The sequence below is a fragment of the Nonomuraea gerenzanensis genome (assembly GCF_020215645.1).
GTDB classification, from domain to species: domain Bacteria; phylum Actinomycetota; class Actinomycetes; order Streptosporangiales; family Streptosporangiaceae; genus Nonomuraea; species Nonomuraea gerenzanensis.
Genome location: NZ_CP084058.1, coordinates 4,128,918 through 4,150,886, shown reverse-complemented (window position 1 = coordinate 4,150,886; position 21,969 = coordinate 4,128,918). Strand labels below are relative to the sequence as shown.

The 21,969-nt window shown below is 72.6% G+C and carries 19 protein-coding genes; 7 read left to right on the top strand and 12 right to left on the bottom strand.

Annotated elements, in window-relative coordinates; genetic code table 11:
* The first annotated feature begins 1 nt into the window (after position 1).
* Positions 2-382, top strand: a complete 381-nt coding sequence (locus LCN96_RS19825; RefSeq protein ID WP_225274336.1) for a VOC family protein — start codon at positions 2-4, stop codon at positions 380-382.
* Here LCN96_RS19825 and LCN96_RS19820 read toward each other — a convergent pair.
* Positions 379-1,266 carry a TIGR03619 family F420-dependent LLM class oxidoreductase gene (locus LCN96_RS19820; RefSeq protein WP_225274335.1) on the bottom strand — a complete coding sequence of 296 codons (888 nt, stop codon included), beginning with the start codon at positions 1,264-1,266 and terminating at the stop codon, positions 379-381. The genes LCN96_RS19825 and LCN96_RS19820 overlap by 4 nt on opposite strands.
* A 114-nt stretch (positions 1,267-1,380) precedes the next feature.
* On the opposite strand from LCN96_RS19820, the gene LCN96_RS19815 reads away from it, so the two are divergent.
* Both LCN96_RS19815 and LCN96_RS19810 read left to right on the top strand, forming a co-directional pair.
* On the top strand, positions 1,381-2,235 hold the full coding sequence (locus LCN96_RS19815; protein WP_225274334.1) for a phosphotransferase: 855 nt from the start codon (positions 1,381-1,383) through the stop codon (positions 2,233-2,235).
* Positions 2,236-2,294: 59 nt separating this feature from the next.
* Positions 2,295-2,552, top strand: a complete 258-nt coding sequence (locus LCN96_RS19810) for a TFIIB-type zinc ribbon-containing protein (RefSeq protein WP_225274333.1) — start codon at positions 2,295-2,297, stop codon at positions 2,550-2,552.
* Between the two features lie 57 nt (positions 2,553-2,609).
* Here the strand turns inward: LCN96_RS19810 and LCN96_RS19805 are convergent, their stop codons facing one another.
* From LCN96_RS19805 to LCN96_RS19795, 3 genes are all read right to left on the bottom strand, one after another.
* The gene (locus tag LCN96_RS19805; protein WP_225274332.1) at positions 2,610-3,599 is read right to left on the bottom strand and encodes a hypothetical protein; all 990 of its coding nucleotides are present in this window, start codon (positions 3,597-3,599) and stop codon (positions 2,610-2,612) included.
* Positions 3,600-3,636: 37 nt separating this feature from the next.
* Positions 3,637-5,325 carry an ABC-F family ATP-binding cassette domain-containing protein gene (locus LCN96_RS19800; protein ID WP_225274331.1) on the bottom strand — a complete coding sequence of 563 codons (1,689 nt, stop codon included), beginning with the start codon at positions 5,323-5,325 and terminating at the stop codon, positions 3,637-3,639.
* Positions 5,326-5,569: 244 nt separating this feature from the next.
* Positions 5,570-6,091, bottom strand: coding sequence for a CGNR zinc finger domain-containing protein (locus LCN96_RS19795; RefSeq protein ID WP_225274330.1), 522 nt, complete (start codon positions 6,089-6,091; stop codon positions 5,570-5,572).
* Between the two features lie 25 nt (positions 6,092-6,116).
* Between LCN96_RS19795 and LCN96_RS19790 the strand changes: the two genes are divergently transcribed.
* From LCN96_RS19790 to LCN96_RS19780, 3 genes are read left to right on the top strand one after another with little or no spacing between them, the layout of a single operon-like run.
* A complete protein-coding gene (locus tag LCN96_RS19790) occupies positions 6,117-6,290 on the top strand; it encodes a hypothetical protein (RefSeq protein ID WP_225274329.1) in 174 nt (57 codons plus the stop codon).
* A gap of 50 nt (positions 6,291-6,340) precedes the next feature.
* Entirely contained in the window at positions 6,341-8,095 is a 1,755-nt protein-coding gene (locus LCN96_RS19785; protein WP_225274328.1) for an AMP-dependent synthetase/ligase, read from the top strand.
* A 40-nt stretch (positions 8,096-8,135) separates the two neighbouring features.
* Entirely contained in the window at positions 8,136-8,537 is a 402-nt protein-coding gene (locus LCN96_RS19780; RefSeq protein WP_225274327.1) for an acyl-CoA thioesterase, read from the top strand.
* Here LCN96_RS19780 and LCN96_RS19775 read toward each other — a convergent pair.
* The 5 genes from LCN96_RS19775 to meaB all read right to left on the bottom strand — a co-directional run bounded on the left by LCN96_RS19775 (position 8,495) and on the right by meaB (position 14,682).
* Positions 8,495-9,568 carry an acyltransferase family protein gene (locus LCN96_RS19775; RefSeq protein WP_225274326.1) on the bottom strand — a complete coding sequence of 358 codons (1,074 nt, stop codon included), beginning with the start codon at positions 9,566-9,568 and terminating at the stop codon, positions 8,495-8,497. The genes LCN96_RS19780 and LCN96_RS19775 overlap by 43 nt on opposite strands.
* On the bottom strand, positions 9,565-10,185 hold the full coding sequence (locus tag LCN96_RS19770; RefSeq protein WP_225274325.1) for a TetR/AcrR family transcriptional regulator: 621 nt from the start codon (positions 10,183-10,185) through the stop codon (positions 9,565-9,567). Before LCN96_RS19770 ends, LCN96_RS19775 begins: the two co-directional genes overlap by 4 nt.
* Positions 10,186-10,252: 67 nt before the next feature.
* Positions 10,253-11,194 carry an acyltransferase domain-containing protein gene (locus tag LCN96_RS19765; RefSeq protein ID WP_225274324.1) on the bottom strand — a complete coding sequence of 314 codons (942 nt, stop codon included), beginning with the start codon at positions 11,192-11,194 and terminating at the stop codon, positions 10,253-10,255.
* A gap of 4 nt (positions 11,195-11,198) precedes the next feature.
* Positions 11,199-13,556, bottom strand: a complete 2,358-nt coding sequence (locus LCN96_RS19760; protein ID WP_225274323.1) for a CehA/McbA family metallohydrolase — start codon at positions 13,554-13,556, stop codon at positions 11,199-11,201.
* A gap of 166 nt (positions 13,557-13,722) precedes the next feature.
* On the bottom strand, positions 13,723-14,682 hold the full coding sequence (gene meaB / locus LCN96_RS19755) for a methylmalonyl Co-A mutase-associated GTPase MeaB (protein WP_225274322.1): 960 nt from the start codon (positions 14,680-14,682) through the stop codon (positions 13,723-13,725).
* 111 nt (positions 14,683-14,793) lie between these two features.
* On the opposite strand from meaB, the gene LCN96_RS19750 reads away from it, so the two are divergent.
* Positions 14,794-17,007: a serine/threonine protein kinase gene (locus LCN96_RS19750; protein ID WP_225274321.1), complete on the top strand. Its 2,214-nt coding sequence runs from the start codon at positions 14,794-14,796 to the stop codon at positions 17,005-17,007.
* Between the two features lie 68 nt (positions 17,008-17,075).
* Here LCN96_RS19750 and scpA read toward each other — a convergent pair whose 3' ends face one another.
* The 3 genes from scpA to LCN96_RS19735 form a co-directional block, all read right to left on the bottom strand.
* Entirely contained in the window at positions 17,076-19,226 is a 2,151-nt protein-coding gene (scpA, locus tag LCN96_RS19745; protein WP_225274320.1) for a methylmalonyl-CoA mutase, read from the bottom strand.
* Complete coding sequence (locus LCN96_RS19740; protein WP_225274319.1) at positions 19,223-21,067, bottom strand: methylmalonyl-CoA mutase subunit beta; 1,845 nt, start codon at positions 21,065-21,067, stop codon at positions 19,223-19,225. The genes scpA and LCN96_RS19740 overlap by 4 nt, the downstream gene beginning before the upstream one ends.
* Before the next feature lie 126 nt (positions 21,068-21,193).
* Complete coding sequence (locus tag LCN96_RS19735) at positions 21,194-21,967, bottom strand: peptidoglycan recognition protein family protein (protein WP_225274318.1); 774 nt, start codon at positions 21,965-21,967, stop codon at positions 21,194-21,196.
* Positions 21,968-21,969: the final 2 nt, after the last annotated feature.

The window sequence follows — 21,969 nt, the reverse complement described above, 5'->3', positions numbered from 1 at the left end:
TATGTCCGTCCATCTCAACCACACCATCATGCCCGCCAGAGACAGGGACGCGACCGCCGCCTTCCTCGTCGAGCTCCTCGGCCTGGAGCCGGCGCCGGAGTACGGCCCGTTCCGCGTCGTCACGCTGGGCAACGACGTGTCGATCGACGTCGTGCAGGCCGGCGACGAGCTGCCGTCGCAGCACTACGCGTTCCTGGTCAGTGAGGATGAGTTCGACCAGATCTGGGGCCGGATCAAGGAGCGCGGGCTGACGTACTGGGCCGATCCCCACCACCAGCGGGAGGGGCAGATCAACACCAACGACGGCGGGCGCGGCCTCTACTGGTCCGACCCCAACGGGCACAACCTGGAGATCATCACGGTGCCGTACGGCGGCGGCTAGGGCGCCAGCGCCTCCAGCGCCTCCTCGGCCCGGCGCATCGCCTCCTTGGCGTCCGACTGCGGTATCTCGCGGTCGAAGTTCAGGTCGTGGAAGACCTCCGTGACGCCCCGGTCCGCCAGCGCCTGGACGTCCCGCCTGATCTTGTCGTACGTGCCGGTCAGCGGGCGCTCCTCGTCGTGCGCCCGCACCTGCGTGGAGCCGCGGCAGACGAGCCTGAACGTGCTCGCGTCCCGCCCGGCGGCGGCCAGCTCGTCCTTGATCAGCCCGATCCGGGCGGCGATGGAGGCCAGGTCCTCCCTGCTGGAGCTGACCCAGCCGTCGGCCAGCCGGGCGGCGCGGCGCAGCGCGACCTCGGCCGTGCCGCCGAGCAGCAGCTGCGGCGGCCCCGGCAGCGGCTTGGGGTCGATGTGCGCGGGCGGCACGCGGTAGAACTCGCCGTCGTGCTCCACCACGTCGTCGGTCCACGCCTTGCGCAGCACCTCCACGAACTCCTCGCCCCTGCGCCCGCGCCGCGCCATGTCGACGCCGGTCGCCTCGAACTCCTCGGGCAGCCACCCCAGCCCGATCCCGGCGCTCACCCTGCCGCCCGAGAGCGTCTGCAGCGTGGCGAGCTGCTTGGCCAGCGGTACGGGCTGCACGTACGCGTTGATCACGGCGACGCCCAGCCGGATGCGGCTGGTCACGGCCGACACGTGGGCCAGCGTGATCAGCGGGTCGTGCACGGCGCGGTAGGTGGCGCCCATGGGGTGCCCGACCGGGTACAGCAGCCGCTGGAACGTCCACAGCTCGTGGTAGCCCAGCTCCTCGGCCCGGACGGCGATGCGGCGCAGGTTCTCGGGAGTGGCCCAGGGCCCTGACACGGGTACGGCGAAACCGACTCTCATGGCACCCAGTCTGTACGACGCGGATCCGGGCCCCTCACCTGAGGGGCGTGCCCGGCGGTCACCCGGCATCCCGGCGGAAGACCGGATGCCCAGTTCGCCCCATACCCTGTACGAGTGGGTCTTGAAGCGGAGCTGGCGATCATCGCCGCGGCGTACGGCGGCACGGGCGAGCCGGTCTTACATCCGACGCGTACGGACGTCGTGGTGTTACGGATGGGCGAGGTCGTCGTCAAGGCTCATTCGGCACGTGACGAGGCGGCGGAGCTGCGACCGAGGTTGCGGGCCGCCGCGTCGGCCGCGGTGAGCGGCGTGATGCTGGCCCCGCTGGAGCGGGAGGTGCTGTCGGCGGGCGGGCGCGCGGTGACGGTGTGGCCGGCGGGCCGGCCGGTCTCGCACGACGACCCCGGCTCCGCGCCGTGGGAGGAGGGGGCCAGGCTGCTGGCCAGGCTGCACGCCGTCCCCCTCACGCTGCTGCCCGCGTTGCCGCCCGCGGGCGGGCCGGCCAGGGCGGCTCGGGCGGTGCACAGGATGACCGGCGACGGGCCGGTGGAGCAGCTGGTCAGGCGGGCGTTCAAGGAGCTGCCCGAGCCGCCGCCACTGCCCGGCCTGCTCACGCACGGCGATTGGCATCTGGGGCAGCTCGTGCACCGCGACCGGTGGCTGCTCATCGACGTCGACGACCTCGGCGTCGGCGACCCGGCCTGGGACCTGGCCAGACCGGCCGCCTGGTACGCGGCGGGGCTGCTCGAACCGGCCGTGTGGGAGCGGTTCCTGGGGGCGTACCTGGGCTCCGGCGGGCCCGCGCTCGGCCGGGGCGACGACCCGTGGGCGCGGCTGGACGTGCCCGCCCGCGCGCTGACGGTGCAACTGGCCGCCGTGGCCGTGGTCAACGCCGAGGGAGAGGGCCGGGAACTCGACGAGGTCGAGCACTCGTTAATCGAGTCGTGCAACAGAATCGTCCGAGCATGACGGGGGTTGCGCGCGGTAGGTTTCACCCTGAGACCTCGAAGTCAAGGAGAGCGACTTAGATGCAGTGCCCCAAGTGCCGCGGGAACATGCGGACCTATGAGCGCAACGGCGTCCACATCGAACAGTGCGACAACTGCCGTGGGATCTTCCTCGACTACGGTGAGCTGGAGACGCTGACCCGGATGGAGTCGCAGTACCACGCGGCTCCCCCGCCCCCCGCCGCCCCCGGCCCCGCCTGGGGTGCCCCGCACCACGGCGGCGGCCACTACGGCCACCACCGGCAGCGCAGCTGGGTGGGCATGCTGTTCTCGACCTGACCTGACGAAGGCCGCGCACCGGCGAGGTGCGCGGCCTTCTCCGCTGAGGGGTCCCGCTCAGCCCGGGAAGTCGTCCGGGTCCACGGGCGAGGTGCGCACGTTGCCGCCCGCGATGGAGTGCAGCGTGATCCGCCAGTCGTGCCAGAGGATCTGCGTCGCGGTGAACGTGGTCTTGAACTTCACGTTCTTCTCGAACCGCTCGAAGCTGCAGTCACGGGTGAACGCCTTGTTCTTGCCGTCCCAGTCGGCGCCGTGCGTGAAGTAGATCTTGTAGCTGCCGTCCCGCACGCCTCTGACCTTGAACTTCGACTTCTTGCGCACGTACACGCTGAACACCTTGCTGCTCCCCTTGATCACGGTGATCACCGCGTCGGAGCTGGAGCCGTTGTCGATCTCCAGCGAGCTGCGCCCGTTCAGCGTGCTCTTGCGGATGAACGCGCCGTTGCGCAGCCGCCTGGTCTGCCGCTCCCCCGCCTTCACCGACACGACGTCGGCCGGGTAGTCGCCGGCGCTCTGCAGCGCCTTGCCGGCCTGGTCGAGGGCGGTCAGCTTGTCGCCGAGGTCGGTGAGCACGGCGGAGGAGGTGCACAGGTCCCGCGCGCCGACCTTGCCGGACGTGGCGCCCAGCTCGGTGGCGACGTCGCGCAGGCTGGTCACGTACGTCTCGTGCTGGGCGCGCACGGCCTCGGGCGGCGTGAGCGCGGACAGCGCTTCGGCGGCGCCGCTCAGCTCCTCCTCGGCCCGCCCGACCCGCTGGTCCAGCGCCTTGACGCCGCGCGCGCCCGCCAGGGCGGTGATCGCGTCGGCCATCGCCTTGTGCCGGCTTTCGAGCTCGCTCTTGTACGCCTCCGGAGTGAGCGCGGCCGGGGTCTGGCCGCCGTCGGTGCCTTCGCCGGTCCCCGCCTGGGGAACGGCGCCGTTGCCGCCCGCGACGCCCGTCACCTTGGGCTCGCCACCGGTCGGCGACAGCGCGCCGGACGAGCACGCGCCGAGGGTGGTGAGTGTCGCCAGTGCGAGAACGCTGGAGATCAACCGGGGTGTAGCCACCTGCCACACTATTGTCCGGTTGATCCCCTACCGTCAATTACGATTCGGTCAGTCCCTCCTCCCGATCCTGCCGCAGCCAGCGGGTGATCCCCAGCGTCTCCAGGAACGGCAGGTCGTGGCTGGCCACGATGAGCGCGCCCCGGTAGGCCGCCAGCGCCTGGGCGAGCTGGCGGACGCTGGCCAGGTCGAGATTGTTGGTCGGCTCGTCGAGCAGGAGGAGCTGCGGCGGCGGCTCGGCCGACAGCAGCGCGGCGAGCGTCGCGCGGAAGCGCTCCCCGCCCGAGAGCGTGCCGGCCGCCTGGTTGGCCCGCTCGCCGCGGAACAGGAAGCGGGCCAGTCCCGCGCGCACGTCGTTCACCGAGGCGGACGGGGCCACGGCGCGCACGTTGTCCACCACGCTCAGCCGGTCGTCCAGCAGGTCGAGCCGCTGCGGCAGGTAGCGGAGCGGCACCTGGGCGCCGTGCGCGACGATGCGCCTGAGCAGGGTGGTCTTGCCCGAGCCGTTGGGCCCGAGCAGCGCGATGCGCTCCGGCCCGCGCACGACCAGCGCCTCCAGCACCACCCCCGACGGCTCACCGTCCGACCGGTGCGGCGACTCACCATCCGACCGGTGCGGCAGCTCACCGTCCGACGGGTGCGGTGGCTCCCCCTGCGCCCCGCGCGACGGCTCCGCGTCCGTCCGGCGTGGCCGTTCCAGCGGGAGCGTGAGGACCGTGCGGCCCGCGGGCACCTCGGTGCCCGGCAGGTGGATGCGGATCTCCGCGTCGTCCCGCACGCCCTGCTCGGCCTCGGTGAGCCGCTCGCGGGCCTCCTCCAGTTTCTCCAGGTGCAGGGACCGCTGCTTGCCCGCCGACACCTGGGCCTTGCCCTTGAGCGTGTTGGCGACGATCTTCGGCACCTTCTTGTTCTCGAACGCCTTCCTCCCCGTACGCAACCCCCTGTCGATCCTGATCCTGGCCTCGACCAGCTCACGCTGCTGCCGCCGCACCTCGCCCTGGGCGGTGCGCACCGACCGCTCGGCCGCCTCCTGCTCGGCGGCGACCTGCTCCTCGTACGCGCTGAGGTTGCCCCCGTACATGCGCACGGCCCCGTCACGCAGCTCGGCGATCTGGTCCACCAGCTCCAGCAGCGCCCGGTCGTGGCTGACGACCAGCAGCACCCCCTGCCAGGCGGCGACGGCGGCGTAGAGCCGGTGGCGCGCGTCCAGGTCGAGGTTGTTGGTGGGCTCGTCGAGCAGCAGCACGTCGGGCCGCTTCAGGAGCTGCGCGGCCAGCGCGACCATGACGGTCTCGCCGCCGGACAGCGTGCCTACGGTGCGGTCGAGGCCGAGGTGGCCGAGGCCGAGCCGGTCCAGCTCGGCCAGGGCGCGCTCCTCGACGTCCCAGTCGTCGCCGACGGCCGTGAAGTGCTCCTCGGCCACGTCGCCGCGTTCGATGGCGTGCAGCGCGGCCCGCGTCCGGCTGATCTCCAGCAGGTCCGACACGGTACGCCCGGCGCCGAGCGGTACGTTCTGCGGCAGGTAGCCGACCACGCCGGACACCGACACCGAGCCGGAGCGCGGCGCCAGCTCCCGCGCGACGACCTTGAGCAGGGTGGACTTGCCCGACCCGTTGATCCCGATGAGCCCGGTACGTCCGGCGGGGAAGGCGGCGTCGAGCCGGTCGAGCACGGTGGTCCCGTCGGGCCAGGCGAAGGAGACGTGATCGACGACAATGGAAAAAGACATAAGGCGGCTCCCATCACAGAAATCGAAATTTCGTGACTTGGCGGGAAACACCGCATACACGCGCGACACCCGGGAACTCGGAGTCGGAGTCCGCGACAAGGGGCGAGGATGTCCTCGAGGTCCAGGTGATGCGCGCATGCCCATGACAGGGCCGGTCGGCGCGGTGCCCGCGACCTCAGATCCTCACGTCAGCTGCCCCCATGGGTCGGCGATAAGACGTCCGGCAGCATATGCGACGACCGGATCAGCTGGCAAGGTTCCGGGCGCGGTGCGCCGCCACGTTCACCCGGTTCGCGCAGCCCGGCGAGCAGAACCGGCGCCGCCCGTTGCGCGAGGTGTCCACGTAGACGATCTCGCACCCGTCCCTGTCGCACCGCCCCAGCCGGTCGCCCCCGGCGAACGACAGCGCCATCGCCAGCCCGCCCGAGGTGGTGTCGCGCGCCCTGGCCACGATGTCGGCGTCCACGGAGAAGAAGTGCAGGTGCGGCTCGCGGCCGTCGTGGGCGCTGACGTACGGCTTGGCCGTGGTCCCGTCGAGCAGTTCGTTGACCAGCTTGATCTGCGTCGCCTGGTCCCGCTCGCCGAACACCGGCGCCAGCCTGGCCGCCCACGCCCGCAGCTCCGCGGCCTGCCCGGCGGTCACGGCGGTGCGCACCATGCGGTGCTCGATCAGCATCGCCTCGACCGCCTCGGGGCTGAAATCGGTGGCGTTGACCAGCGCCGCCGCGAGGGCCGCCCCGTTGCCGCCGTAAGCGTTGAAATGCATAAAGCCATTACAGCAGGTTGGAATCATGCACTCCAGAGATCTGCACGACCCCTTCGCCATGACCGTCGTCTCCTCCCACCGCACGTCCGAGGGGGTGGTGTCGTACCTGAGGTGCGGGTGCGGCGCGTGGGAGGTACGCACCGCGCGGCTGGTCGGCATCGCCACGCCGGGCGCGCGATCGAAGATGACCATCGACTGAGACGGTGCGCTCGTCCTAGAGTCGGGCCTACACCCCCCAGGAGGTCAGGCATGTCCAGCATTCCCTCCCTGTTGCGCGACCGGATCGCGGCGACCCCCGACGCCGAGGCCTACCGTGTGCCTTCGGACGGCGAGTGGACCTCGTTGTCATGGCGGGAGGTAGGCGAGCGGGTACGCGGCCTGGCCCTGGCACTGTCGGGCCTGGGCGCCCAGCCGGGCACCCGCGTGTCGATCCTCTGCTCCACCCGCCTCGAATGGATCATCTGCGACCTGGCGGTGCTGGCGACAGGGGCGGCCACGACCACGATCTACCCGTCGAACACGGCCGCCGAGTCCGCCTTCGTCATCACCGACTCGGGCAGCACGCTCGTCATCGCCGAGAACGACGAGCAGGTGGCCAAGCTCAGGTCCGTGCAGAAGGAGATCCCCGACGTCACACACGTGATCGTCATCGACGGCTCGGCCGCCGACGACGGCTGGGTGATCACCCTCGACTCGCTGAGCGGCGGCGACGGCGACTACGACGCGATGGTGGACGCCATCGCCCAGGACGACCTGGCGACCCTGATCTACACCTCCGGCACCACCGGCCGCCCCAAGGGCGTGGAGCTGACCCACGACAACTGGCTCTACGCGGCCGGCGCGGTGCGCGAGATCGATCTGATCTCCCCCGACGACCTGCACTTCCTGTGGCTGCCGCTGTCGCACTCCTTCGGCAAGCTGCTGGAGGTGGTCATGATCGACATCGGCGTGCCGACCGCGATCGACGGCCGCCTGGACAAGATCGCCGACAACCTCGGCGTGGTCAAGCCGACCGTCATGGCCGCCGCGCCGCGCATCTTCGAGAAGATCCACAACACGGTCGTGGCGAACATGCAGCGCGAGGGCGGCCTCAAGCTGCGCATCTTCGGCTGGGCCCGCAGGACCGGCCAGCGGGTCGTCAGGGCCAGGCAGCGCGGCGCCGCGATCCCGGCGACCACCCGCGCCGAGTACGCCGTGGCCGACCGGCTGGTCTTCGCCAAGCTGCGCGAGCGGTTCGGCGGCCGGATCCGCTTCTTCATCTCCGGCGCGGCCCCGCTCAACCAGGAGGTCGCCGAGTTCTTCGACGCGGCCGGCCTGACGATCCTCGAAGGGTACGGGCTGACGGAGTCGTCGGCCGGCAGCTTCCTCAACCGGCCGGAGTCGGTGCGGTTCGGCACGGTCGGCCGGCCGCTGCCGGGCACCGAGGTGCGCATCGCCGACGACGGCGAGATCCTCATCGGCGGGCGCGGCATCATGCGCGGCTACCACGGCCTGCCCGAGGAGACGGCCGAGGCGCTGGAGGACGGCTGGCTGCACACGGGCGACATCGGCGAGCTGGACGAGGCCGGTCGGCTGCGCATCACCGACCGCAAGAAGGAGCTGATCAAGACCTCGGGCGGCAAGTACGTCGCGCCCACGTACCTGGAGGGCCGGATCAAGGCGGCCTGCCCGTTCGTCTCGCACGTGTTCGTGCACGGCGACCGGCGCAACTACGTCACGGCGCTGGTCACCCTGGACATGGACGTGGTCAAGCCGTGGGCGCGGGCCGAGTCGCTGCCCGAGGACGCCGAGGAACTGCGGGAGCACCCCCGCATGCGCGCCGAGGTCGAGCAGGCGATCAAGCAGGTGAACGCCGGTGAGGCCAGCTACGCCACGGTCAAGAAGTTCGCGATCCTGGCGGAGGACTTCTCGGTGGAGACGGGCGAGCTGACGCCCAGCCTCAAGATCAAGCGCAAGGCGGTCGAGGAGCGGCACGGCCCGACCCTCGACTCCTTCTACGACTGACCGGGGCCGGGCGATCGGCGCCTCGCGTAGGGTTTCTGACGTGATCTCCCACTTACCGATACGCCCGCGGCACTGCGACGCGCAGTCCATGATGCACGCGATCCGCTACTACGAGCACTTCGAGGACGCCTTCCTCGACTGGCTCGGCGCCAGGGGCGGCTACGAGCGGCTCCGGGAGCAGGGCGCCGACCTGGTGGTCAAGGTCAGCGGCTGCGAGCACCACGCGCCCGCCCGGCTCGGCGACGTGCTGGCGGTGGAGAGCGTGCCGGCCAGGATCGGCTCCACCTCGATCACGATGACGTTCACGATGCGGCGCGGGGAGGAGCTGGTGGCGGTCGGCACGGTCACGTACGTGTGCGTCCGCGACGGCCGGCCCTCCCCACTGCCGGACATGCTCGTTCAGAGCACCCGCTTGGCCCCCGGCAGCGACCGCACCAGGTAGGCCACCCACCAGCACAGCGGCAGCGCGAGCAGCAGCATGACCGCGAACTTCACGATCGCGATGGTCTCCAGCCAGCTCAGCGCCCAGCCCAGCCCCACCAGCACGAGCGGGTGGATGATGTAGACGGTGAAGGCGTGCTCGGCCAGGAACCGGCCGCGCGGCCCCTGCGTGGCGTGCCGCTCCCTGAACCACACGGTGAAGCCGATGATCATGCCGACCGCGAACGCGGACTCCCAGGCGGCCATCAGCGCCACCGACAGCGTCCCCGTGGTGAGGAGGGCCGGCACCAGCAGCACCGGGGTGGCCACGCCCGCCACGATGAAACCGCGCGCTGCCGCCCGCGCGGGCAGCGACTCGAACCAGCCGCGCCTGAAGGCCACGCAGCCGACCACGAACATGGCCACGTACTGCGGCAGGAAGTACGGCGTCGGCAGCCCGACGATCGGCCAGTAGCTGGTGGTCGGCACCACCAGCCGCCACAGGAACGTGGCCGCCGCCAGCCCCACGACGAAGAGCGCGATCGCCCGCCCGCTCAGCACGGTGGGACGCTGGTCGAGCGGCGGTCGCAGGGCCCGCCAGCCCGCGTACGCCAGCGCCAGCACGATCAGCACCTCGACGAACCACATGGGCCCCGGGTCCCAGGAGCGCAGGTAGTACTCCCAGAAGGGCATGTCACCGCGGCCGAGCACGCCGCCGATGCCTGCCAGCGGCCGCAGCAGCAGGAGGTAGACCAGCAGCGGGATGCCGAGCCGGACGAGCCGGTCGCGCACGAACACGCGGGCGCCCTTGCGGTCGTAGGAGCCCGGGGTGAACAGGCCGGACAGCAGGAAGAAGAATCCCATGAAGAACGCCTGGTCCGTGACGACCAGCATGTCGAGCGCGATGCCGGAGGGGTCCTTGGCGGGCTCGACGTAGTACCACAGGGGGATGTTGCCGTAGGTGATCGCGGCATGGTGGGCCACGACCAGCGCGGTCAGTAAGATCCGCAGGTTGTCGATCGCGTAGAGCCTGGATCTGGTCTGTGTCTTCATGCGCGGCACGCCCTTTCCATCAGGTCGGCGAGTTCGGTGGCGTGTGCTTCGAGGTCGTGGTCCGGATGGGTGATCCAGTAGGCGAACATGTGGTCGACGGCCGCCTGCTGGGTGACGGCCATGACGCGCGGGTCGAACCGGCGGAACTCCCCGGTCGACTGGCCCAGCCGGTAGACGTACTCCATCCCCTGGTAGAGCTCCTCGTTGGTGTGCATCCCGTAGCGGGGCTTGCCGTCGGCGGTCCTGAGGTTGCCGAAGATCTCGCCGAGGGCCCTGATCTGGCTGCGGTGGCCGCGCATGTGCTCGGCGACCGCCGTGATGTGCGTCCTGAGCAGCTCGGTCGCGCTCGTCAGGCCCTCCATCTTGGCCATGACGTGCTCGGCGATGGCCTTGTAGGTGTGCTCCACCACCTGCTCCATCAGCTCGTCCTTGCCGGCGAAGTGATAGGAGATGACGCCCTTGCTGATGCCCGCGTGCTGGGCGATCCGGGCCAGCGACGCCTGGGCGAACCCGACCTCGGCGATGACCTCGACGGTGGACGCCATGATCTGCGCCCGCCTGGCCTCCTCGATGAACGAGCGCCCTTTCTGGCCGGCTGGCTCATTTTCTGACCGCATGGCCAAAACCTAGCACATGCGGACATCCAGTTGGCCGACCGGTCAGATTTCCAGCTGACCGGCCGAATCAGAAGGGGAGCCAGCCGACGCGGCCGTACCAGGTGCCGCCGGCGGCCAGGTGGTCGGCGATGGCCCGCTCCAGCCGCGTGCGCCGGGGCAGGGCGGCCGGGTCCGCGGCGTGCTCGCCATGGACGAAGCCCAGCACGTCGCCCTCGTCGAAGCGCTCCAGCAGGCGGAAGCGCCGCTGGAAGGCCAGGATGTTGCCACCGGCCGGCAGGTACGCGCGCAACTGGTCGTCCAGCAGCCACGACCCGCACGTCATCACCCGCACCGGCTCGCCGGGGAAGTGCCGCGGGAAGAACTCGCGGGCCAGCGCGAACGACGCGTCGCAGGCCGCCGGTGACAGCGGCCCGAGGAAGTCGGGGACGTGCACCCCCAGCGACGGCGCCCCCGGCCCCGACGGCAGCCCCGACGCCAGGACGGCCGCGCCGACGCTCGGGCTCAGCGTGTCGCGGTTGAACTGCAGCCGCCCCAGCGCGTAGAGGACGCCCGTGGCGTGCAGCATCAGCCAGTACGGTGCGTGCACCCCGGCTTGGCCGTAGCGCTTGCGGTGCACGGCCATGGAGCGCCCCACGTCGGTGAGGGTCGCCCAGGACACCTCCGGTGCGATGCCCAGCTCCCGGTGGTAGGCCAGGGTGTGCGGCAGCGCGCCGAGGAAGACGTACACGTAGAAGTACGGCCCCAGCTCGGGCAGCGGCTGGAAGAACGGCGGGCCGTCCAGGGCGCCCATCGCGGACACCAGCGAGCGCACGCACCGCTCGGTCAGCCACCACCGCTGCCCGCCCGGCTCGGGCCGGGCGGCGAGGACCGCGCCGAGGTCCTCGTGCGGGACCGTCAGGCGCAGCAGCTCCGCGGTGGGGTCGGCGGGCAGGACGAGGTCGGGGCCGTCGAGGGACTCCAGGTGGGCGAGCCACTCGGGATGGGCGTGCAGCAGCGCCTTGACGTCCACCGGGTCAGCTCAGCCGTCCGTGGTACACGGCCCTGGCCTGCTGCAGCAGCGACATGTGGTCGCCGAACTGGTAGGGGCTGGCCAGGCGGCCGTGCTGCCTGATGAGGTTCTCCAGCCCGTCGAGCCATTCCAGGCACCAGCGCACGTCCTCCCGCCTGGCGACCTGCTTGCCGTCCACGTCCACGTACACGGGGCTGGTCAAGGCGTAGCCGGTCGCGGTGAGGGTGCGGGGGTGCGGGTCGCACAGGACCTCGGCCACCACGTACGTGGGCGCGTCCACGCGCAGCTCGGCCGTCACGGTCAGCAGGTCGCGCCCGGCGGCGGGCAGCCGCTCGGCCCCCGCCCGCACGCCCTCGGCGGTGCGGATCCGCACGGCGGCCACCTCGGGGCCGATGGCGCTGGCCGTGACGCTGATCCGCTGCCCGGGCTCGGCGTGCAGCACGTGGCCGGGGCCGTTGCCGTCCACCGACAGCTCCAGCCAGGGGCCGGTGGTGGCGAACGTGCGGCCCGCGCGCACGGCCGTCGCGAACGACCTGGCGGTCAGCTCGCCCTCGATCTTGGCGTAGACGCGGGCCCAGCCGGGCGGGTTCGACTGGTTGTCGGAGCGGGTGAAGGAGATCATCGCGTCCGTGCCCGCCGTCACGGCCAGCCGGTTGCCAGCGCCGAGCAGCCGCCGGTACACCGACGCCGTGGCCGGGATCGAGGCGTGGGTGAGCACGTCCAGGCTGTCCACGAGCCCGAGCGCGGCGTCGGCGACCAGCTCGCGGGCGGCGCAGTTGCGGGGGACGGGCGAGACGATGCCCTTGGGCGGGTCGCCGTCGCCGATGGGCGTGCGGAACGGGTGGCTGTAGCCGACGAGCGCCCCCAGGCCGCGCAGCTCGCGCAGGCCGTCGGCGTTGGGCGGCCAGTCGGCGTCGCCGTCGAAGCCGGTGTGGTAGCGGCCGGGGGCCGAGCGGGGCGCGAAGGCGTAGATGTGGCCGAGCAGGTCGTTGCGGTACTCCACGCCCATCCTGGCCAGGTGGGTGGCGTCGGACCAGGGCAGGTCCCGGCCCGTCCAGTGCTCCAGCGCCTCCCTGTCGTAGACGCGCCGGCCGGAGACGTTGCCCGCCAGCAGGTTGAGCACGTGCAGGTCCTCGCCGTGCTGGGCGGCGGCCGCGTCGGCGGGCACGGCCACCAGGTCGCCCGCCCAGTTGAGGTGCACGTGCAGGTCGCCGCCGTACCAGCCGCGGGCGGCGGCGTCGTACAGGCGTGTGGGGGTCAGCTCGATCAGGTGCTCGCCGCTCGGGCGCGGGACGAGCCGGGTCGTGGCCTCGTCGTGCTCCATGCCGCGGGCGGCGGTGATCGTCAGGGCCAGGCAGGGCACCTGGACGCGCAGGTCGTCGCCGTGGAAGTAGGGGCGGCCGTGGTAGTCGTAGCGGTGCGGGACGTCCGGCGGGAACCAGCCGCTGCCGTCGCCCGCCACCACGCTCCACCGGCAGGGCACGCCGGCCACCAGGCGCAGCACGGCCGACGGGATGGGGCGCTGCAGCGTGTCCAGGCGGACGCGCTCGCCGTCGACGATGATCATGCTGTCCTCGTCCACCTCGACCAGCCAGGCGCCGTTCGGGGGGAGCAGGCGCTGCGTCTCGTCCACGCTGACCAGGCAGGGGGTGTCGCGGCTGGAGTCGATGAGCAGCGAGATCCGCTCCTCGCCGCGCCCGGGGAGCGGCACGGAGGGCATGAGCCCCTCCCCCGGGAACGGCGCGGGTCCTTCGCCCTGGGACGGCGCGGCGGGCGCGAGTGCTTCCCCCGCGAGTGCTTCCCCGGCGAGCGGTGCGGCGGCCCCGCCCTGCTCCGCGGCGTGCGCGCCGCCCGGCAGCACGACGAACGGCGCGTTTCCGCTCCAGCGCCTAACGGACCTGCCACCGCCCCGGTGCGCATCGCCTGCGGGCGGCTGGGTGCGCGGCGCGGCGGGCGGCACGGTGGGCGGCGGGGTGGGCGGCGCGGTGGGCGGGTCCAGGGGCAGCAGGACCGTGCGCGGCGCCCCCTGCAGCGAGACGCCCTCCGGCTCGATCCGCACGGCGACGAGGTGACCCGGCAGCTCGCCGTCGAGCGTGTCGCGCAGCACGCGGTCGTAGTCGGGCTCGGCCAGCCGGGCGGCCATCTGGTCCTGCGGCTCGTCCGGGTGGCTCTGGGCCACCGCCTCCATGACGAGCCGCCAGAACCGGTCGAACAACGCGGGCGGCAGCACCCGGCGCCTGGCGAAGAACTTCACGTAAGGGATCTCCGGCTCCCCCCAGGTGATCCCGTGCTCGCCCAGGAGGCGGCCGTACTCCTCAAGTGCCTGCGTCACCCTGACGGGCAGCATCGATTCCGCACCCATATGAGCCCTCCCCAGTCGGTTGCGCGACATCGTGACATGCATCACGCATCCGCTCGGTTCGGCGGCCTCCGGGGAGAGGGGGTTTTCTCAACCCAGGGGGATGTATCTCCACCCGGGGAGTACCTGTTCCGTTTCCAGATGGGGCTTGACGGGGTCCCAACCTAGGTCAAAGCCGCTTGAACACGGACAGAATTTTTTCTGCCGCGAGGGCCGGTGTGAGCTCTCCCGCGAGCACCTCGCGCTCGACCTCCTCGGTGACCGCCGCGACCCCCGGGTCGTCGCGCAACTCCGCCAGGAGCCGGTCCTGGACCAGCGCCCACGTCCAGCGCACCTGCTGGCGCCGCCGCCTGGCCGGCAGGTCGATCGCGTCCTGGTGGGCCAGCACCCGCCGCCACAGCTCGTCCAGCCCGTCGCCGCTGAGCCCGCTGCAGGTCAGCACGGGTGGCGGGGTCGAGTCGGAGCGCAGCAGGCGCAGCGCCCCCGCCAGCTCGCGGGCCGCCTTCCTGGCCGGCAGCTCGTACTCGCCGTCGGCCTTGTTGACGGCGATGACGTCGGCCAGCTCAAGCACGCCCTTCTTGATCCCCTGGAGCTGGTCGCCGGTGCGGGCCAGCGTGAGCAGCAGGAACGTGTCCACCATGTCGGCCACCGCGGTCTCCGACTGGCCCACGCCGACGGTCTCCACCAGCACGACGTCGAAGTTGGCCGCCTCCACCACGACCATGGCCTCCCTGGTGGCCTTGGCCACGCCGCCGAGCGTGCCGGAGGTGGGCGAGGGGCGGATGAACGCGGCCGGGTCGGTGGCCAGCCGCGCCATGCGGGTCTTGTCGCCGAGGATGCTGCCGCCCGTCCTGGTCGAGGAGGGGTCCACGGCCAGCACGGCGACCCGGTGACCCGCGGCCGTCAGCCGCGTGCCCAGCGCGTCGATGAACGTGGACTTGCCCACACCCGGCACCCCCGACACGCCGACCCGGCAGGCCCGCCCGGACAGCGGGGTCAGCTCCACGAGGAGCCGTTGCGCGAGCGCGTGGTGGTCGGGCCTGGTCGACTCGACCAGCGTGATCGCGCGGGCGATCCAGGTACGGGAGCCCGCCCTCACACCACGGGCGTAGTCCTCCAGCGAGTGCACCCCACTTACCCCTTTCTTCGCAGTTGATCAGCGTAACTTCTGACAAGTCTTGACTTTTGCCAGTAGGGTGCTCGATGTTCTGTCTCAGCCGTCACAGGAGTCACTCCCCTCATGCCCAACGTCGAACCCCTCCGCGAGGGCGACCCGGCAGCGGTGGGGCCCTACCGGCTGGTCGGGCGGCTCGGCGCGGGCGGCCACGGTGTCGTCTACCTCGGCCAGGCACGCAACGGAACCCCTGTCGCCGTCAAGGTGCTGCGCGAGGGGCTGTCCGTGGGCGAACGCCTGGTCAAGGACATCGCCGCGGCGCGCAAGGTCGAGCCGTTCTGCCTCGCGCAGGTGCTCGACGCCTCGACCAGCGGCAGGCCGTACATCGTGTCCGAGTACGTGGACGGGCCCTCGCTGCAGCAGGCGGGCCGGCGCGGCGGGGTGGAGCTCCAGCGGCTCGCCGTGGCCACCGCGACCGCGCTCGACGCCATCCACCAGGCCGGGGTCGTGCACGGCGACTTCACGCCGGCCAACGTCCTGCTCGGGCCCGACGGGGCGCGGGTGGTGGACTTCGGCATCGCCGCGGCGCTGTCCTCGGGCATGAAGGCGACCAGCAACATCGTGGGGACGCCGGCGTACATGGCGCCGGAGCAGCTCGCCGGGCGGCCCGTGGGGGCCGCGGCGGACGTGTTCTCGTGGGCGTCGGTGCTGGTGTTCGCGGCGACGGGCGTGCCGCCGTTCGGTGACGACTCGCTGCCCGCCGTGATCAACCGCATCCTGCGTGAGGAGCCGGTGCTCGGGGAGCTGGGACGGCCGCTGCGCGAGGTCGTGACGGCCTGCCTGACCAAGGACCCTGCCGGTCGGCCCGCGATGCGCGACGTCCTGCTCCGCCTGGCCGCCCCCTCCCGCCGGCCCTCCGCGCCCTCCGCGCAGGCTTCCGCGCCCTTCCCGCATGCCTCCGCGCCTTCCACACATGCCGCCGCGCCCCCCGCGCAGGCTCCCGCGCTCTCCCCGCAGACTCCCGCGCTCTCCCCGCAAGCTTCCGTGCCGTTCGCGGCTCCGACGCCGGAGCCTGCCGAGGCCCGTCACGCGGACCCGCACGACGCCTGGCAGGACACGGTCGACCACCCCGTCGCCAGGCCCCCGGCCGCCGACCGGATGGAGCCCCTGCGCCGGCGCGGCCCGGCCCTGCCCGAGCACCAGCCACCGGCGCACGGAACGGTTCAGCCCCAGGACACGCGGCCCGAGCACGGCTTGCGGCCCGAGCACGACCGCCCGCACACCGACCCCGCCGTCGCATACGACCGCCACCACACGGACTCCGCCGCATACGACCGCCACCACACGGACTCCGCCGCATACGACCGGCATCACGCGGACTCCGCCGCGTACGAGCGCCACCGCGCCGACCTGAGTGCGGCGCACGAGCGCCACCGCGCCGACCTCGCCGCCGCGCAGGAGGCTGCGGGGCCGGCGACCTCGCCGTTGCAGGCGTTGTTCGACCTCTCCTCCCCCGTCGACCAACCATCCGCCCCCGGCGCGCCGAACCGGCCGGGCACGCAGGGCCGGCCGGACGCGCAGGGCCGGCCGGACGCGCAGGGCCGGCCGGACGCGCATCCGTCGCAGGCACCCGAGCCGTTCGACGGCCCGGCGTCCCACACCCCGGCGTCCTTCGACGGCGGCGCGGCGGCGCAGTATCCGGCGGCCGCCGCGCCCCCCGCGACGAGCCCCGGCGAGCCCCCGGCACCCAGGCGCCGCAAGGGCAACCGGCTCAAGAAGGTGGCCATCGCGGGCGTCGCGGGCGTGTCCGTGTGCGCGCTCGCCGCCGCCATCCTCTGGCTCACCCCCACCACCCCCACTCCCAAGACCAAGAACGTCGCCGTGACGAGCGGCGCCCCCACGACCTCGGCCGCCACCCCCACCCCCAAGCGCACCCGTACGACCAGGCCGACCCCCCAGACGGAGGGCACGCCCACCACGGTCCCGGGCGACGGCCAGGGCGTCTCGGGCACCCCGGCGGCGGACGGCCTGAGGGTGATGTACGTCCGCCCCGGCGGCACCCTGGACGGCGAGTGCTGGGCGGGCGGCGAGGTGACGCTCCAGGCACTGGTACGCCGCACCGGCGCCCCGGTCACGTTCGCCTACACCTGGCTCATCGACGGCACCAGCGCGGGCCGGGCGACGGCGACGATCACCGAGAACGGCCAGCGTCAGCTCACGGCGCCCCGCACCCTCACGAGCACGGGCGGCACCCACACCGTCACCTTGCGCATCACCGCCCCCGTCACCGCCAAGCGGACGATCTCGGTCACGATGTGCGACGAGGCCGCCGCCTACTGAGGACGGCTCCCCGAGCCGTTCGGGAGCCGCCTGCCGACGGAGGCTCCCCGGGCCGTTCGAGGAACGGCCTACTGCCGGCGGCTCCCGAGCTGCCGCAGCAGGTCGAGGGCGGCGTCCGCGATCACGGTCCCCGGCGGGAAGATCGCGGCGGCGCCCGCGGCCCGCAGCTCGTCGTGATCGCCGGGCGGGATGACGCCGCCCACCACGATCATGACGTCGGCGGCGTCCAGCTCGGCCAGGGCCGCCCGCAGCGCGGGCACCAGCGTGAGGTGCCCGGCGGCCAGCGACGAGACGCCGACGATGTGCACGTCGGCCTCGACCGCCTGCCTCGCGACCTCCTCCGGCGTCTGGAACAGCGGGCCGACGTCCACGTCGAAGCCGAGGTCGGCGAAGGCGGTGGCGATCACCTTCTGGCCGCGGTCGTGACCGTCCTGCCCCATCTTGGCCACCAGGATGCGCGGCCTGCGCCCCTCGGCCCGCTCGAAGTCCGCGCAGGCCGCGCGGACGCGCTCGATGTTCCCGGCTGATCCGGACTCGTCCCGGTACACGCCAGTGATGGTACGCACCTGCTCGGCGTGCCGGCCGAACACCCGCTCCAGCGCGTCGGAGATCTCGCCGACCGTGGCCTTGGCGCGGGCGGCGTCCACGGCCAGCTTGAGCAGGTTGTGCTCCAGGCCGGGCGCGGGGTGGCCGGCGGCCTTGGTGAGCGCGTCGAGGGCGTGCCGGACGGCCTCGGGGTCGCGTTCGGCACGCAGGCGGGCCAGCTTGTCGAGCTGCTGGGCGCGTACGGCACTGTTGTCGACCTTCAGCACCTCGATGTCCTCGTCGGCGCTCGCGCGGTACTTGTTCACGCCGATCACCGGCTGGCGGCCGGAGTCGATGCGGGCCTGCGTGCGCGCGGCGGCCTCCTCGATGCGCAGCTTGGGCAGCCCCGCCTCGATGGCCTTGGCCATGCCGCCGGCGGCCTCGACCTCCTCGATGTGGGTCCAGGCCCGCTCGGCGAGGTCGTGGGTGAGCCGCTCGACGTAGTAGGAGCCGCCCCACGGGTCGATCACCTGCGTGGTGCCCGACTCCTGCTGGAGGAGGAGCTGGGTGTTGCGGGCGATGCGCGCGGAGAAGTCGGTGGGCAGGGCGAGCGCCTCGTCCAGGGCGTTGGTGTGCAGCGACTGCGTGTGGCCCTGGGTGGCGGCCATGGCCTCCACGCAGGTGCGGGCGACGTTGTTGTAGACGTCCTGTGCGGTCAGTGACCAGCCGGAGGTCTGGCTGTGCGTACGCAGGCTCAGCGACTTCGGGTTCCCGGCGCCGAACCCGGAGACGAGCTTGGCCCACAGCAGCCGGGCGGCGCGGAGCTTGGCGACCTCCATGAAGAAGTTCATGCCGATGCACCAGAAGAACGACAGGCGCGGCGCGAACCGGTCGACGTCCATGCCGGCCGCGACCCCGGCCCGCAGGTACTCGACGCCGTCGGCGAGCGTGTAGGCCAGCTCCAGGTCGCAGGTCGCGCCGGCCTCCTGGATGTGGTAGCCGGAGATGCTGATGGAGTTGAACTTCGGCATCTTCTCGCTGGTGTAGGCGAAGATGTCGGAGATGATGCGCATCGACGGGGCCGGCGGGTAGATGTAGGTGTTGCGGACCATGAACTCCTTGAGGATGTCGTTCTGGATGGTCCCCGAGAGCTGCTCCGGCGCGACGCCCTGCTCCTCGGCCGCCACGATGTAGAGCGCCAGGACGGGCAGCACGGCACCGTTCATGGTCATCGACACCGACATGCGGTCCAGCGGGATGCCGTCGAACAGCTGCCGCATGTCGTAGATCGAGTCGATCGCCACGCCCGCCATGCCGACGTCACCGGCCACGCGCGGGTGGTCGGAGTCGTAGCCCCGGTGCGTGGCCAGGTCGAACGCCACCGACAGGCCCTTCTGCCCGGCGGCCAGGTTGCGCCGGTAGAAGGCGTTGGAGTCCTCGGCCGTGGAGAAGCCCGCGTACTGGCGGATGGTCCAGGGCTGGTTGACGTACATCGTGGGGTACGGGCCGCGCAGGTAGGGCGCGGCGCCGGGGTAGGTGCCCAGGAAGTCGAGCCCCTCCAGGTCGGCGGCCGTGTAGAGCGGCTTGACCGCGATGCCCTCGGGCGTCTCCCACGGCTCGCCCTGCGGCTGCGGGGCCGGTGCCGCCGGCTCGGGCAGGGGGTCGAGCGGGATGCCGGAGAAGTCCGGGATCATCGGGTCACCTCCAGGTCGTCGAACGTCTCGCGGAGCACGGCCAGCGCGTCGCAACCGGCGTGCAGGCCGGCGTCCACGCCCTCGTACCGTCCCTGCCCCGCCAGCCAGACCTTTCTCGCGCCCGCCTTGCGCAGGGCGGCGGCGACGGCGGTGGCGTGCTGGGCGTACAGCTTGTCGCTGGAGCACAGGCAGGCGACGGTGGCGCCGCTGACGGCGAACGCGGTCGCGATCTGCTCGGGGTCCGTGCCGGGGCCGGCCGTCTCGGTGGCCAGGCCGCCCGCCTGGAACAGGTTCGCGGCGAAGGCGGCCCTGGCGGTGTGGGCGGCGAGGGGACCGATCGTGGCCAGGAACACCTTGGGGCGCTCGGGCTGCGCGTCGGCCAGGTCGCGCAGGCGCTCGAACGGCTCGGCGTAACGCACGCGCGGCAACGCGCCACCCGCCTCACGGGCCGTCCCACCGGCCGTCCCACCGGCCGTCCCACCGGCCGTCCCACCGGCCGTCTCATCGGCCGTCTCATCGGCCGTCTCATCGGCCGTCTCATCGGTCCGCCTGCGCAGCGGCTTCTCCTCGACGTTGGGGAACTCGCTCACCCCGGTGATCGGGAGGCGGCGGTGCGCGATGTCGGCTTCGCGGCGGGCGCGCGTCGCGGCGATGCGCGCGGCCACCTGCTCCGAGGCCGCCATGACACCACCCGCCGCCTCGATCTCCTGGAAGAACGCCCACGCGGCGCCGGCCAGGTCGGCGGTGCGGCGCTCCACGTACCAGGAGCCGCCCGCCGGATCGATCACCCGCCCCAGCCCCGACTCCTCCAGCAGCAGCGCCTGCGTGTTGCGGGCGATGCGGCGCGAGAAGGCGTCCGGCAGCCCGAGACACGCGTCGAACGGCTGGACGGTGACCGCCTGCGCGCCGCCCACCCCGGCGGCGAAGCAGGCGACGGTGGTGCGCAGCATGTTCACCCATGGGTCGCGGGAGGTCATCATGGCGGAGCTGGTGACGGCGTGCTGCCGCTGCCCGCCCGCCCCGGGCGCGCCGCACGCCTCGGCGACCCTGGCCCACAGGCGGCGCGCGGCCCGCAGCTTGGCGATGGTGGCGAACTGGTCGGCGGTGGCGGCGTACCGGAACTCCAGTTGCCCGAGCGCCTGCTCCACCGTCAGCCCGCCGCCGGTGAGCGCCCGCAGCTCGGCGACACCCCGGGCGATCGAGCAGGCCAGCTCCTCGGCGTCGCTGCCGCCCGCGTCGTGGTACGGCGTCGCGTCCACGGTGACGGCCCGCAGCCCGGGGTACTGGGCGGCGCAGCGCCGCGCCAGCTCGACTCCGTCGTCCCCGAGCACGGCGGAGGCACCCAGATTGCCGCTCAACGCACTCCCGCCCGGCCCGGCCTCGCGGGCGGCGGCGAGGGCGAAGAGGGCCTCGGCGGCCTCGCGCGTCCGCTCCCCCGCCTCCAGCACGATCGGCGCCAGGTCGAGGTAGACGTCCTTCAGCACCGCACCCAGCTCGCCCACCGGGATCGCGCCGTCGCCGACCACCAGCCACAGCGAGGTGACCCCGTTCTCCAGATCGGCCAGCACCGCCTCCGGATCGGCCACGGCGTGCCGCTGCCGCACGTCCCACCCGGCGACGGCGCGCGCACCGCGCACGTACGGGGCCGCGCCGGGCAGCCCGGGATCACCCGGCAGGTCACCCGCGTCGTAGAGCGGCGCGACGGTCACCCCGTCATAGGTCAGCCTGGACAGCGCCTCCTCCGGCGAGCCGCCCTCGATCCCGGACCTGCGCAGGACCTCCGCCGCCAGCGCGCGCCAGTCGTCTCGTGAAGTGGACGCGAACCCCGCTGCCAGTTCCATGGTTCGGATAGTAAGCGGAACGGCCACGCGCCAGTAACCCCGGGGTCGGCCACCATGATCCCGCCGGGATCGCCCCGTGACCCGCCCGCGATCGCACCCGGACGGCACCTCGAAAAGCCGACGACCTCAGCCGAGCGGCGCCTCCCAAGCCAGCCGCCAGGTCACCGGCCCCACGATCCCGTCGTCGGCCACGCCCTGCTGCCGCTGGAACCGCCGGCACACCTCACGCGAGCCGGCCCCGTACGCCCCGTCCACGGTCAGCTCGAAGCCGCGCCTGCTCATCTGCGCCTGCCACGTGCGCACGTCCTGCCCCCGCATGACCGGCGGGTACTTCAGCAGCCGCCCGGGGAACGGCGGCGCGACCGGCGCCGGAGTGCCGTTGCCGCCGTCTTCCGGACGGGGGGCGCCGCGCCTGACCCAGGCGTAGAGAGGCGCGCCTGGGCAGTCGGTGGCGTAGCCGTCGCGGTGGCCCTTGATCTCCTTGCCGGCGCGGCCGTGGTCGCGTACGTACTGGACGGCGTCGAGGATGCCGTGCAGCATCCCGTCCGGCGGCTGCACCAGGCCCGCGTTGCCGACCAGCCCGAGCACCGCGTAGTGGCCCGCGTTGAGCCCGGCCCCGTTGGCGGCGGGCAGGTGGTGCAGCCCGCGTCCCTCGAACACCTTGCGGTGCGGGCAGGCGACGTACGAGTAGCCGATGTCGACCCAGCCGTTGCCGTCCATGTGGTAGCCCTGGATCGAGCGCACCAGCGCCACGCACCCGCCGTGGTCGGAGACGATGCCCTGATCGACGGTGCCACCGGTGTAGTGGACTTTCACTCCCTTGGTGGAGTCGAGCTGTGTGTAGTCGCCGCGCGGCGGCCGCGCGTTCCAGTCACGCCGTAACACCAGGTCGATGGCCACGG